The following is a 12611-nucleotide window of genomic DNA, read 5'->3' as shown; positions in this document are numbered from 1 at the left end:
GGAAGGAATCCGACATGCCCACCACGATGACCGAGAAGTCCGCCCAGGAACGCAACAAGGAGCTCGCCCTGTCCATGGTCGCGAGCTGGAACCGCTGGGAGCTCCAGGGCATCATCAAGCACTGGGCCCCGGACATCCAGCACTTCTCCGAGGACCGCCCGGTGTCCTCGCAGGCCATGGTCCGGGCGATGGAGGGCGGCCTCGCCGCCTTCCCCGATCTGCACCTGGACGTCAGGAGCATCGTCGCCGAGGGGGACCGCGTCTGCCTGCGGATCACCGTGACGGCCGGCCACGGGGGCGAGTTCCTCGGCAAGGCCCCCAGCGGCACCAAGGTGACCTGGTACATGCTGGAGGAGCTCCGCTTCAATGACGCGGGCCAGGTGATCGAGCACTACGACGTCTTCAACTACCTGCCCATGCTCAAGAAGCTGGGCCTGGTCGGGGCAGACGTACTGTGAGCCGGACCGTCCGGACCGCCGTACCGCACATGACCGAGGTCGGCGACGGGGTGCACGCCTATGTGCAGCCCGACGGCGGCTGGTGCGTCAACAACGCCGGACTCGTGGTCGGCGACGGCGGCGAGAGCCTGCTGGTGGACACCGCGGCGACCGAGCTGCGTGCCCGGCTGCTGCGCACCGAGGTGCTGCGGCGCTCGGGCGCCCCGCCGCGCACCGTGGTGAACACCCACTTCCACGGCGACCACACCTTCGGCAACTCGCACTTCCCCGAGGCGCTGATCATCGCCCACGAGCGCACCCGCACCGAGATGGCCGCGGCCGGGCTGCACCTCACCGGACTGTGGCCCGATGTGCGCTGGGGCGAACTGCAACTGACTTTGCCCCAGCTCACCTACCGGGACGCGCTGACCGTGCACGTCGGCGGGGTGCGTGTCGACCTGATCCACCTGGGGCCGGCCCACACCGCGGCCGACACGGCCGTCTGGCTGCCCGACCGGCGCGTCCTGTTCACCGGCGACCTGGTGATGTCCGGCATCACGCCGTTCTGTCTGATGGGGTCGGTGTCCGGGTCGCTGCGGGCCATGGAACGGTTGCGTGCCCTGGGCGCCGAGACGGTCGTCCCGGGCCACGGCCCGGTCGGCGGCCCCGAGCTGATCGACGCGAACGAGGCGTACTTCCACTGGCTCCACGAGCAGGCCCGGCGGGGCGTCGCCGACGGCCTGCCCCCGCTCCAGCTCGCCCATGAGACCGGTCCCGGACCGTTCGACGGCCTGCTCGACTCCGAGCGGCTGGTGCCGAATCTGCACCGGGCCTATGCGGAGGTGCGCGGCGCGGCGCCCGGCAGTCCCCTCGACGTCGGCGCGCTCTTCAAGGAGATGTCCGTGTTCCACGGCGGGCTGCCCGACTGCCACGCGTGATCCGCCGGGAGCCCGGGCCGCCCGTGCGCCGGCGCCTCCGCACAACAACGTTGCCCCGGACAGGCGGTGAGCCCGTCCGGGGCGACGCCGTCGCTCCTCGCTAACCGATCTCGATGCCCTTGAGATACGACGCGAAGTCCGTCAGCCCCGGGTGCTCGGCGCGCAGCGCGGGAATGTCCGCCCGGTAGCCGTACCGCTGAAACCACTCGAACATCAGGGCGATCTCCGGGGCGTTGGGGATGTACGGGCTGGCCGCGACGCTGTCCAGCGGGAGTTCCTCGAAGCGGGCCGGCCGACCCGTGCGCGCGGCGATCGCCTGCGCCACCTCCGTCGCCGTCAGCTCGTCCCCGGCCAGCTCCACGGAACGGCCCAGGTACCGCCGCGGCCGCTCGAACGCCTCCGCGGCGAAGTGCGCGATGTCCGCGACGGCGACGAACTGCACCGGGGTGCGGGGCTTCAGGGCGAGCCGCACCACCAGCGTGCCGTCCTCCCGCTGCACACCGTTGGCGGCGAAGTTGTCCATGAAGAACGCCGGGCGCAGCACGGTGTGCGGCACCCCGAGTTCGGCGAGGTACCGCTCGATGCCCCGCTTGGAGTCGAAGTGGGGTACGCCGCTGTGCCGTTCGGCGCCGCCGACCGAGCTGTAGACCAGGTGGGCCACGCCGGTGGCCAGAGCCGCCCTGGCCACGGCACGCCCTTGGCGGACCTCGCCGCCGAGCCCGGCCGGCGTCATGAAGGTCTGCACGGAGAAGACTCCGTGCACGCCGTTCATCGCGGCCCGCAGCGACGCCTCGTCGTCCAGGTCGCCGCGGGTCAGCGTCACGCCGAGCGCCGCGAGTCTCCTGGCCGCCGATGAGTCCGGGTCCCGCACCAGGGCCACCGTGTCCCAGCCGCGGCGCACGAGTTCACGGGCCACGGCGCCGCCCTGGAGACCGGTGGCCCCGGTGACCAGGACCGGCCCGGCCGCCCCCGTGCTCCCCTCCATGGCCACCGCGGCCTCGTGCGCTCCGGTGGCCCGCGCGTCCTCGTTCCTACGGCTCATTCGGCGCTCCCCTCCGCTCGGTCCGGCGCGAACAGCGCCGCGTTCTCCGCCGCCCACCGCCGGTACGGGCGCGGCTCACGCCCCGTGAGGTCGCGCACCGCCGTCGTCGGCTTCGCCCAGGGCACCTCCGGGCTGCGCAGCGCGGCGACATTGGTCACCGCGGCCGTGCGGTCGCCGGTGATCCCGGCGAAGACGTCCACCACCTCGTCGGCGGGCGCCACCGAGAAGTCCAGCGTCCGGCCCAACACGTCGCCGAGGATCCGCGCCTGCTCGCGCGACGTGAGCGTCTGCGGGCCGGTGAGCAGGTACGACCGGCCTTCGTGCCCGTCCTGGGTGAGCGCCGCGACCGCGGCCGACGCGATGTCGTACTCGTCGACGGGCGCCCCCGGGTTGTTCCCGATCCAGCAGCGCACCGCGCCTCGCTCACGCACCGTCCGCGACCACCAGGATGTGTTGGCGTGGAAGGGCCCGGGGCGCAGGAAGGTCCAGGCCGCGCCGGAGCGCAGGACCGCCTCCTCTGCTGCCCGGTGTTCGTCCGCGATGCCGTGCGGGAGTGGATGCCGGACGCTCGCCGACGACAACAGCACGATCCGGCCCGTGCCCGCCCTCCGGGCGGCCCGCGCGATATTGGCCGCCTCGGCCGGTACATCGCCGACGAGTACCGCCAGCACCGCCGAGACACCGGTGAACGCGTCGTCGAGCGAGGCGGGGTCGGCCGGGCTGCCCGCGACCACGTCGGCTCCGCCGGGCAGTCCGGCCGTCTCGGGCCTGCGGCTCAACGCGCGGACACCGTGGCCGAGTCCGAGGAGCTGCCGGACCGCCTCGCGGCCGACCTTGCCGGTGGCTCCGGTGATCAGGATCATCGGTCAGGCCCTCCAGCCGTCGGGCTCGGGCCACGGTGAACCGAGCTGCCGGTAGGTGCCCTGGTAGTCGGGCCAGTCGCGGTGGTCGCGGATCCGGCCGTCGACGAACCGGATCAGATGGATCTGCTCGCCCGAGAAGACCCGCCCGGTCGGGGCCATCCCCACGAGATCGCCGACATGCCGTCCGTAAAGCACCAGATGGGCGCGGACCCAGTCGCCGCGCTCCTCGAGCCGCACCTCTTCGAGGCGGGCTTCCTCGGAGAATGTCATCCGCAGCCATTTGACGGCCATCGCGAAGGACTCGGGTCCCCGCAGATCCATGTGTTCCAGCGTCGCCGGGTTCAGGTATTCCGGGTGTATGTATTCCGCGACATCCTCGGTGAGCCCCGTGTTGTACGCCTTTATCATTCGCCGTACGACATCTATCCGACCGCTCATCCCATCCCTTTCGCAGTGCGTGCTCATCTCCTTTAATCCTGGGCCAGCACACGGCCACGGGCAAGGCCCGAGGTTTCTCTGACGCACTTATTCCAGGGAACTTCGAGGGACTGTCCAGCAGCACTCCACGAACAATCCGGGGATTTTATCGACCGAACCCCGACGATAAAACTCGGACCTTTTCGTCCGCAGGAGATCGGAGTGAACGAGTGACGATGGACACCACCGCTTACAAAGCGAAAGTCACCGACGCCTTCAATGGCGCCGCGGCCATCTACGACCGGATGGGCGTGGAGTTCTTCACGCCCATGGGCCGCCGGCTCGTCGAACGGGCGGCGCCGCGGCCCGGCGAACGGGTGCTCGACATCGGGTGCGGTCTCGGCGCGACGCTGCTGCCCGCCGCCCGGCTGATCGGCCCGGCCGGCCACGCCCTCGGGATCGACATCGCCCCCGCGATGATCGAGGAGGCCCGGCGCGAGGCCGGGCGGCAGGGCATCGACAACGTCGAGGTGCGGGTGATGGACGGCGAGCACCCCGACCTGCCGCCCGGTTCGTTCGACCTGATTCTCGGCAGCTACAGCGTGATCTTCCTGCCGGACGCGCGGACCGCGCTCGCCCGCTTCGCCCGGCTGCTGGCCCCCGGTGGCCGGATCGCCTTCACCAGCCCGGTGTTCACCCGGGACACCTTCCCCTTCCTGCCGCCGATGTTCACCGAGCTGATTCCGCTGGAGCTGCTCCGGCATCTGCCCGAGTCCTGGCACCCGGAACAGTTGCACCGGCAGTTGCACTCCTGGCTGGAGCACCCCGCCGACCTGACGGCGGCCCTGGGAGGGGCCGGGTTCACCGACGTGGAGATCGTCGACGAGCCGGTGCGGATGACCGCGGTCTCCGGCGCGGCATGGGTCGACTGGTCACACACCCAGGGCATGCGGCTGCTGTGGCAGCACCTGCCCGAGCAGGAGGCCGCGGCGCTGCGGACCCGCCTCATCACCGCGTTGGACGCCCTGCGCGACAGCGACAGCGACAGCGACAGCACGGTGCGGATCGAGGTGCCGGTGCGGTACGTCAGGGCGACGGTCGCCCACTGACCGAAGCACAGAGGAGAGCGGAGGACCGGGCACACCCCGGTCCTCCGCTCTCCTCTCTGCCGGCCGCCCCGGCTCCCCTCAGACCACCGAGAGCGCGCCGTCCACGGCCAGCACGGCGCCGTTGACGTACCCGGCCTCTGGACCGGTCAGCCGTACGATCCACCAGGCGATGTCCTCCGGGCGGCCCACCCGGCCCGCCGGAATACGCCCGGCCATCTGTGCCAGGAACGCCTCGTACGCCTCGGGAGGCATCCCCGCCCGCACACCGACACCGGTGTCGACCACGCCGGGAGCGACGCCCACGCAGCGGATGCCCCGTGGCGCGAGCTCCACCGCCCAGGTCCGGGTGAGGAAGTCGAGGCCCGCCTTGGCCACGCCGTACACAGAGTTCTCCGGCCAGGCCCGGCGGCCGAGCGAGCCCGCCGAGCTGACGTTCACGACCGTGCCCCCGGTGGCCTCCAGCGCGTCCAGCGCCTGCTGGGTCAGGAACAGCGGGCCGATCAGATTCGTGCCCAACTGCGCCTCGACGCAGTCCCGGTCCAGGCCGTCCAGCGGCGCGAACCCGGTGACGGCCGCGTTGTTGACCAGGACGTCGATCCGGCCGAATTCCCGCAGAGCCGTCGCGACGATCTCCTCGGCCGCCTCGGGAGCCCGCACATCGGCGGTGAGGCAGCGGATCCCGTCGTACCCGTCGGCCGTCGCCCGGAGCGTCTCCGCCGAGCGGCCGACGATCAGCACGCGCGCCCCGTCCTCGTGGAACGCGCGCGCCGTGGCCCGGCCGATCCCGGTACCGCCGCCGGTGACGACGACGGCCCGGCCCCCGCCGCCCGCCACACGGTCACTGTTCGCCATGGATGGAAGTCCTTTCCGGCGCCGGGCCGTCGGCCCGGGCCAGGGAGATGACGCCGGGCCTCAGAAGCAGACCGCGGTGTTGACGCCGCGGATGACGGCCTGCTCCGCCTCCTTGCTGAAGTCCTCGCCGAGGGTGATCGACAGCTGGACCCGGATCCCCAGGTCCCGGGTGGTCGCCGCGAACGTGGCGTACCCGGGGATACCGGCGCCGTGCCCCCACAGATCGAGGTCGTCGTCGTTCTTGAGTTTCATGAGCCCGAGGCCGTACCCGATGCCCATGGGCAGATCCTTGATCATCTCGGCAGGCAGCGGAGTGGTCATCTCCGCGAACTCCGCGTCGGCGAGCAGTTCCCCGCCGAACAGAGCGACCAGGAACCGGTCCAGGTCCGCCGTGGTCGAGATGATCTCGCCCGCGCAGCCGGCCTCCGAGGGGTTCATCAGGGTGACGTCCTCGGTCCGGCCGGCGATCCGCATATAGCCGTGGGCGTGCGGCCCGGGGATCTCCGGCGCATCGCCCGGCAGCGTCGTCTCCCGCAGCCCGAGCGGCTCCAGGACCCGTTCGCGGATCTCGTCACGGTACGAGCGGCCGGTCACCTTCTGGATGAGCAGACCGATGACGAAATAGTTGGTGTTGCAGTAGGCGAACTCCTTCCCCGGCTCGAACTCCAGCGGCTTGCCGGCCGCGACGGCGATCAGGTCCTCGGGCTCGTAGTGCTTGTAGCGGTCGCGCAGGAAGCGGTCGCCGGGCTTCTGGAAGGAGTCGGCGTAGTTGTACAGGCCGCTGGTGTGTTGGAGCAGATTGCGGACGGTGATCCGCTCACCCTGCGGCAGCAGCCCGGGGAGGTAGCTCTCCACGGTGCGGTCGAGCTCGATCCGGCCCTCGGTGACCAGTTGCAGCACCACCACGGAGACGAACGGCTTGGTGATGCAGGAGATCCGGAACCGGCCGTCCTCCGGCACCGGCCGGCCGGTGCCCAGTTCGGCGACGCCGGAGGTGACGACGAATGCGTGTTCCCCCCGGGTGACGCGGAACTGGACTCCTGCGGCGCCCAGTTCGACGAGACGGTCGGCCGCCTGCTGGACCGCCTTCTTGTGGGCCAAGACCTCCGGAGCAGCGATGGTCGTCTGCGGCATGTCGGCACACCCCAATGTCGGTTGGTTGCTTTCCGGGTGAAGCCTGGCCACCCACGCTGGAGGGCCGAACGCGAGCCGCTCGAGCCCCGCTCAGGCGAGGTCGTCACGGGTCACCAGGCGGGCGGCGACCTGGAGTCCACCGGCCACCCGGACCAGCACGTCGTCACAGACACACACCCGGTGCACCTGGGGCGCGCCGCCGACCGGGGACGCGTACACGATGGCGTACGAGCGCACATGGACCGTGCCGTCCGGCTGCTCCCCGACGTCGAACATGCCGATGAAGTGACGGTGTCGGATGCCGCTCGCCGCCAGCTGCGCCGCGGTGCGTCCGGTGGCCGCGGCCAGGGCGGCCCGTCCGGCCACGGGCTCGGGCAGCGTGGGCACCTCGAAGGTGGCGTCCTCGGTGAAGGTGGCGGCCCACCGCTCGCACTCGCCGAGGTCCAGCAACTGCATCTGGTGGGCGTAGAACTGCTGCACCTGCGCGTACAGGGCGCCGAACGCCTCCGCGTGCGGTGACCGGACGGCGGCTCGGGCGGTCGTCGGCTGCGTGGTCATGGACTTCTCCGTTCCCTCGTGATCCCGCTTTTCCGCCACGGTCCGGGATCCGGATCGAGCGGGCTTCGAAGACGCCTGGAGTACCGGTTCTCAAGTGATCTTCTTGTCGGCTTCAAGCGGATCGGGACACGGTCGGAACCACGATCGCCGCTCGGAAGGTAGACGGATGACGACAGTGACGAAGCCGGTGGCCCTGGTCACCGGGGGCACCAGTGGCATCGGGCTCGCCGTGGCCCGGGACCTGGGGCGCCGGGGAAACCGTGTCTTCCTCTGCGCCCGCGACGGGGACAAGGTCGAGCGGACCGTTGAGGAACTGCGCGGGGAGGGCCTGGACGCGGCGGGCACGCGGGCCGACGTGCGCTCGGCCGACTCGGTGGCGGCCCTGGTCCGCTCCGTGGTCGACACCTTCGGCCCGGTCAGCGTCCTGGTCAACAACGCGGGACGCAGCGGGGGCGGACCGACCGCCGCCCTCACGGACGAACTCTGGTACGACGTCATCGACACCAATCTGAACAGCGTCTTCCTGGTGACCCGCGCCGTGCTGACCATCGGCGGTCTGGCGGACACCGGTCACGGCAGGATCGTCAACATCGCCTCGACCGCGGGGAAGCAGGGCGTGCTGCTCGGCGCCCCCTATTCCGCGTCGAAGCACGGGGTCGTCGGCTTCACCAAGGCGCTGGGCAAGGAGCTGGCCCCGGCCGGCATCACCGTCAACGCCGTCTGCCCCGGCTATGTGGAGACCCCCATGGCCGAGCGGGTGCGCCAGGGCTACGCGGCCGCCTGGGGCACGACGCAGGACGACGTACGGGAGCGCTTCGAGGCGAAGATCCCGCTGGGGCGCTACTCGACCACCGAGGAGGTGGCGGGCCTCGTCGGCTATCTGACCACCGAACACGCCGCCTCCATCACGGCGCAGGCGATCAACGTCTGCGGCGGCCTGGGCAATTTCTGAGCCGAAAGGGGCTGTCGAATGTCTGCCGAGCAAGTGCACCGCACCCGGCACGAGATCGAAGTGGGCGCGCCCGCGGACGTGGTCTACGGAATCATCTCCGACGCGGTCGCCTGGCCGCTGTACTTCCCGCCGAACGTACACGTGCAGCGGCTGGAGTCCGACGGGCGGCGGGAACGGCTGCGCATGTGGGCCACGGCCAACGACCGGATCACGTCCTGGACCTCGCGCCGGGAACTCGACCCGGAGGCACGGCGGATCGAGTTCCGGCAGGAGCGGTCCGCGGCGCCGGTGACCTCCATGGGCGGCACGTGGATCGTCGAGCCGCGCGACGCGCAGCGGTCAAGGCTGGCGCTGCTGCACGACTTCACCGTGCGGGACGACGCCGCGGACGATGTGGCGTGGGTGGAGCGGGCGACGGACACCAACAGCCGTGCGGAGCTGGGGAGCCTGAAGGAGCTCGCCGAGCGCTGGACACGACTGAGCGGCCACGTCCTCTCCTTTGAGGACTCCGTCCGGGTCGACGGTCCCGCCGAGAAGGTCTACGAGTTCCTCTACCGGGTGCGGGACTGGCCCGACCTCGTCCCCCATGTGTCCCGGCTGGAGGTGACGGAGGACGAGCCGGGAGTCCAGACGATGTCGATGGACACCCGCACCGCGGACGGCTCCGCGCACACCACCACATCGGTGCGCGTCTGCTTCCCGGACGCCGGACGCATCGTCTACAAGCAGACGTCGGCACCCGCGCTGATGTCGGCCCACACCGGCGAGTGGCGGGTCGTCGCCGACGCGTCGGGCGTGACGGTCACCTCCCGCCATGACGTGATCCTGCGAGAGGAGAACATCCGGCGGGTGCTCGGCGAGAACGCCGGCGTCGCCGACGCGCACCGGTATGTACGCGAGGCGCTCGGCCGCAACAGCACGGTGACGCTCAACCTCGCAAAGGCATATGCCGAGAAATAAGCCGAGGGTTCGACGAGGAGCGAGATTTCCGAAATAAAGACGGGCTAAGAGTTCCGGGCAGACGGCATGGCCAGTTTTGACCAGAGCAAAGCCCGATCGGGGAAAAATCAAGTGTCGAGGGTGCGGGTGGACTACTGTGAAACAATGATGAGTTCTTGACTCATCTTTGACTCGGCGTGACAGCGCGGAGAGACGGGGAGCAGTTGTGGAGATCCAACTTCTAGGCCCCTTCGGGGCGACCATACGACGAGAGTCCATCGTTCCGACAGCGGGGAAGCCCAGGCAGGTTCTGGCCCTTCTGGCTCTGCATCCGGGCAGGGTTTTACCTGTGTCGACGCTCATGGAAGAGATCTGGGGTACAAAACCGCCTGCGAGCGCCCTGACCACGCTCCAGACCTACATACTCCAGCTCCGTCGGCGCCTGGCCACCGCCATGGATCCGGGTGCGTCGGGCACGGCGAAGGACGTGCTCGCGACCCGGCACGGCGGCTATGTCCTCCAGATCGAACCGGCATGCACCGATGTGCATCAGTACGAGCGGCTGACAGCCTCCGCCCAGAGCGCCTTCGAGCAGAACCGGGACGAACAGGCTTCCGCGACCTTCTCCAAGGCGCTGTCACTGTGGCAGGGCCCGGCGCTCGTCGACGTGCCGCTCGGGCCGGTCCTGGAGATCGAGGTCATGCGCCTGGAGGAGTCCCGGCTGGTCACGACGGAGCGCCGGATAGACGCCGATCTCCGGCTGGGCAAGCACGCCAGGCTGATCGCGGAGCTGTTCGAACTGATCTCCCGTCACCCGCAGCACGAGGGCCTGCACTCCCAGGCGATGGTCGCCCTCTACCGCTCCGGCCGCCAGGCGTCCGCCCTGGGCGTCTACCGCGATCTGCGCACCCGCCTGGTCGAGGAACTGGGCGTGGAGCCCTCACCCCAGCTGCAACGCCTCCACCAGGCCATCCTCACTGTCGACAGTCGCCTCGACGTCCTCACCGGCGAACGCCAGTGCTCCACCTTCGATTTGTACGCGGCCTGACCACCCCTCCGGTCCCGGTCGGCTCCGCCGCCCTCAACTGAACGGCGGAGCCGGCCGGGACAAGGGGCCTGCCCGCACGGCCGTTGCCCTGGTGGCCACCGACGATCACCGCTTCGCCTGTACCTGACCGGGCAGGAGTTCGCGTAGGGCATGGCGCGCTGTGACGGCTGACATGGTGAAGTCGATATCCGCCGGGCTGGTGAGCGCCATGGTGACCAGTCTCGGCAGGCCCAGCTCCTCCTTCATCCCGGCCGGGGGCTCATGGCCCTGCCCTGAGGGCTGGGCTGATCTGTCCGACGAGCGCCAGGTTGTGCAGGCGGGCTATGCCACGCATGGCGTGATGGACGCCGGCGCCCTTCAACCGGCAGTCTCGCAGGATCTTCCCGCTCTTCCTGCGGGCGAAGGTGCGCTCGACGCGGGCACGGACCTTGCGGTGTGAGCGGTTGTGCTCCTCTTTCCAGGCCGGGAGTTCGGCCTGGCCCGGTCCGGTTCACGGCGGTGCGGGATCACCAGGCCAGTGCCGCGGTAGCCGCCGTCAGCGATCACCGTGGTGTTGCCGACGGCCGCCTTCGCTGATGAGCACGGTGCCCTTGCGGAACCGTCGGCGCGGCCGCAGTGCGAGCAGCGGCGTGAGCTGGCGCGGCGTCAGTTTGGTGCGCCAATAGGCCGCGGCCAGCGGGACGCGGTCCTCCAGGGGCGGGCTCCACGGCCGCCTCGGCGGATTGCGTCCGCTCCCTCGCGGCGTAGGGCGGTCGCCAGTTTGCCGAAGCGGCGCGGGCTCAGCCCGGTGAACGGGCCCATCCAGGACGGCTGTGACGCCGTGATCACACCAGCCACGAGAAGATCGTCCCACCGCGCTGCAACCTGCCCGAGACGGAGGCACACATGGAGACGGACTTGGTCAGTCGTCTGGAAGAGGCGGCGAATCGTTTCGTGATCCCCCTGCGCATGAACGAGGGATTCGACAAGCGCTCCTTCAACTAGAGGAGGAGATCGATCGCTGCGGGACGACGTGGAGGGAGGCAACCCATGTGCCGAAGCGTGCGGCGTTGATCCTCGCCGAACTCCTTCCGGCCGTCGAGGCTTGCTCCTGGCTGTACGAAGGGGACATGCGTCAGCGGATCCAGGAAACCGGGCTGATGGTGGCCGAAGCGGTGGCCGCTGCTCTGGACTGACCACCTCCCCGGCGCCGTGAAACGTACTTCCTGTAGGCACCAGAGCGAAGGGAGCGCGAGACGGCAGCACGGCAGGCACTGGAGACGAACCCAGCGTCGCGGGACAACGCTTAGGGTCGAGGCGATCACGCGGCGGCGGGTTCTCGGGTGGTCTCGAGATCGTTGAGCACCGCGAGAACCGGCCCCCAGCACATGCCGACGGTGTCGCGGTCCGGAATGACGCCGCGTTCGCGTTGTTTTCGGAGGTGGACGAAATTTCGGTACTCACGGACGATTGCCATGAAGTCGTGGGCGTCCATCTGGATCCACCCTCGTGTACGAGCTGTGTCCAGGAGCAGGGCGAAGCTGGCTCGTTCAGGCGCGACACGCTTCTCGCCCTGAGGGATGCCCCGTTGCAGGCTGGGGTCTCTGTGCGTGAGCACGTCGAGGAGAAGAGCTTCTGTGAAGCTCCCGATGCCGATGAGAGCCATGCCGTACGCACCGTGCTGCTCGCAGATCTGTGTTTCGGTGACCCTCGCCATGAGTTGGCGCAGGAATTCCTCGCTGCTGACCAGGGGGCGGATTCGCTCTTCCAGGTCCTCGGGGGCTGAGAACACCGTGCTGTCGCCGTCCGTGCTGATTTCGCCCAGGACGGGGCGTCGGGCAACCGGGCAACTCCTCGCCCGGACCGGGGCGGCCGGTCTGACGGCCTTCGCCGGAGGCGGCCCGAGAACCGCCCGCTACCTCACCGCGCGCCAAGGACAGAAGTACTACCAGGTACCTGTGTTCGCTGCTACGTCGAGCGTCGATGACGCCGAGCTCTATGTAGGCGACACGAAGTTCGTCGGCACAGACCACGTCTTCCGGCTCGGATCTGTGCGCGTCGAAGCCTTCTCTGGAATGGCGAACGAGTTGTACGAGCTACTCAAAGAGGGGCGAGTAGAGGAATACCGGCGTGTGACATACGAGCGGAATCAAGAAGGCGCCTGCACAGCAGACGAAGGCACTGGCCCTCTTTCCCTGCAACCCGACGGCACAGCCATGGCGCTGAGAATCTTGCCGCTTCGGCAGCAGCGCAGGTAGGGCGGCCCTCGCCTCCTACGACCGCCAAGGCCCCTATCAGCACCTGCCCAGCGGGGGCCTCAGTCGCCGTCACATGTGCCATGTC

At 69.7% G+C, this 12611-nt stretch carries 15 protein-coding genes and 1 pseudogene; 7 read left to right on the top strand and 9 right to left on the bottom strand.

Annotated elements, in window-relative coordinates; translation table 11 throughout:
• Positions 1–14 precede the first annotated feature (14 nt).
• Positions 15–458: an ester cyclase gene (locus ACLF5H_RS35240; protein ID WP_365199987.1), complete on the top strand. Its 444-nt coding sequence runs from the start codon at positions 15–17 to the stop codon at positions 456–458.
• A gap of 29 nt (positions 459–487) precedes the next feature.
• Positions 488–1375 (top strand): MBL fold metallo-hydrolase, encoded by an 888-nt coding sequence (locus tag ACLF5H_RS35235; protein ID WP_421680167.1) that lies wholly within the window; start codon positions 488–490, stop codon positions 1373–1375.
• A 100-nt stretch (positions 1376–1475) separates the two neighbouring features.
• On the opposite strand, the gene ACLF5H_RS35230 is transcribed toward ACLF5H_RS35235, so the two are convergent.
• The 3 genes from ACLF5H_RS35230 to ACLF5H_RS35220 are packed head-to-tail and all read right to left on the bottom strand — an operon-like array spanning position 1476 to position 3718.
• Positions 1476–2417 (bottom strand): NmrA/HSCARG family protein, encoded by a 942-nt coding sequence (locus tag ACLF5H_RS35230; protein WP_421680068.1) that lies wholly within the window; start codon positions 2415–2417, stop codon positions 1476–1478.
• Positions 2414–3280: an SDR family oxidoreductase gene (locus tag ACLF5H_RS35225; protein WP_421680067.1), complete on the bottom strand. Its 867-nt coding sequence runs from the start codon at positions 3278–3280 to the stop codon at positions 2414–2416. The genes ACLF5H_RS35230 and ACLF5H_RS35225 overlap by 4 nt, the downstream gene beginning before the upstream one ends.
• A 3-nt stretch (positions 3281–3283) precedes the next feature.
• The gene (locus tag ACLF5H_RS35220; protein WP_421680166.1) at positions 3284–3718 is read right to left on the bottom strand and encodes a SnoaL/DnrD family polyketide biosynthesis methyl ester cyclase; all 435 of its coding nucleotides are present in this window, start codon (positions 3716–3718) and stop codon (positions 3284–3286) included.
• 215 nt (positions 3719–3933) lie between these two features.
• On the opposite strand from ACLF5H_RS35220, the gene ACLF5H_RS35215 reads away from it, so the two are divergent.
• Complete coding sequence (locus tag ACLF5H_RS35215; RefSeq protein WP_421680066.1) at positions 3934–4806, top strand: class I SAM-dependent methyltransferase; 873 nt, start codon at positions 3934–3936, stop codon at positions 4804–4806.
• A gap of 78 nt (positions 4807–4884) precedes the next feature.
• Here ACLF5H_RS35215 and ACLF5H_RS35210 read toward each other — a convergent pair whose 3' ends face one another.
• The 3 genes from ACLF5H_RS35210 to ACLF5H_RS35200 all read right to left on the bottom strand — a co-directional run bounded on the left by ACLF5H_RS35210 (position 4885) and on the right by ACLF5H_RS35200 (position 7350).
• Positions 4885–5658: an SDR family NAD(P)-dependent oxidoreductase gene (locus ACLF5H_RS35210; RefSeq protein WP_421680065.1), complete on the bottom strand. Its 774-nt coding sequence runs from the start codon at positions 5656–5658 to the stop codon at positions 4885–4887.
• A 60-nt stretch (positions 5659–5718) separates the two neighbouring features.
• On the bottom strand, positions 5719–6792 hold the full coding sequence (locus ACLF5H_RS35205; protein ID WP_421680064.1) for a serine hydrolase domain-containing protein: 1074 nt from the start codon (positions 6790–6792) through the stop codon (positions 5719–5721).
• Positions 6793–6882: 90 nt separating this feature from the next.
• Positions 6883–7350, bottom strand: a complete 468-nt coding sequence (locus ACLF5H_RS35200) for a nuclear transport factor 2 family protein (RefSeq protein ID WP_421680063.1) — start codon at positions 7348–7350, stop codon at positions 6883–6885.
• 166 nt (positions 7351–7516) lie between these two features.
• Between ACLF5H_RS35200 and ACLF5H_RS35195 the strand changes: the two genes are divergently transcribed.
• The 3 genes from ACLF5H_RS35195 (at position 7517) to ACLF5H_RS35185 (ending at position 10289) form a co-directional block, all read left to right on the top strand.
• On the top strand, positions 7517–8302 hold the full coding sequence (locus ACLF5H_RS35195; protein ID WP_421680062.1) for an SDR family NAD(P)-dependent oxidoreductase: 786 nt from the start codon (positions 7517–7519) through the stop codon (positions 8300–8302).
• Positions 8303–8320: 18 nt separating this feature from the next.
• Positions 8321–9262: an aromatase/cyclase gene (locus ACLF5H_RS35190; protein WP_421680061.1), complete on the top strand. Its 942-nt coding sequence runs from the start codon at positions 8321–8323 to the stop codon at positions 9260–9262.
• Between the two features lie 205 nt (positions 9263–9467).
• Positions 9468–10289: an AfsR/SARP family transcriptional regulator gene (locus ACLF5H_RS35185; protein WP_365200010.1), complete on the top strand. Its 822-nt coding sequence runs from the start codon at positions 9468–9470 to the stop codon at positions 10287–10289.
• A gap of 105 nt (positions 10290–10394) precedes the next feature.
• Here the strand turns inward: ACLF5H_RS35185 and ACLF5H_RS35180 are convergent, their stop codons facing one another.
• Both ACLF5H_RS35180 and ACLF5H_RS35175 read right to left on the bottom strand, forming a co-directional pair.
• A complete protein-coding gene (locus ACLF5H_RS35180; protein ID WP_421680060.1) occupies positions 10395–10535 on the bottom strand; it encodes a hypothetical protein in 141 nt (46 codons plus the stop codon).
• Positions 10536–10548: 13 nt separating this feature from the next.
• A pseudogene (locus ACLF5H_RS35175) lies at positions 10549–11126 on the bottom strand (transposase).
• A gap of 194 nt (positions 11127–11320) precedes the next feature.
• On the opposite strand from ACLF5H_RS35175, the gene ACLF5H_RS35170 reads away from it, so the two are divergent.
• Positions 11321–11464 carry a hypothetical protein gene (locus ACLF5H_RS35170; protein ID WP_421680059.1) on the top strand — a complete coding sequence of 48 codons (144 nt, stop codon included), beginning with the start codon at positions 11321–11323 and terminating at the stop codon, positions 11462–11464.
• 125 nt (positions 11465–11589) lie between these two features.
• Here the strand turns inward: ACLF5H_RS35170 and ACLF5H_RS35165 are convergent, their stop codons facing one another.
• Positions 11590–12060, bottom strand: coding sequence for a hypothetical protein (locus ACLF5H_RS35165; protein ID WP_421680058.1), 471 nt, complete (start codon positions 12058–12060; stop codon positions 11590–11592).
• Positions 12061–12611 lie beyond the last annotated feature (551 nt).

This window comes from Streptomyces sp. LaBMicrA B280 (genome assembly GCF_049222185.1).
Classification (GTDB): Bacteria; Actinomycetota; Actinomycetes; order Streptomycetales; family Streptomycetaceae; genus Streptomyces; species Streptomyces murinus.
This window is presented reverse-complemented; position numbering and strand designations above follow the sequence as displayed.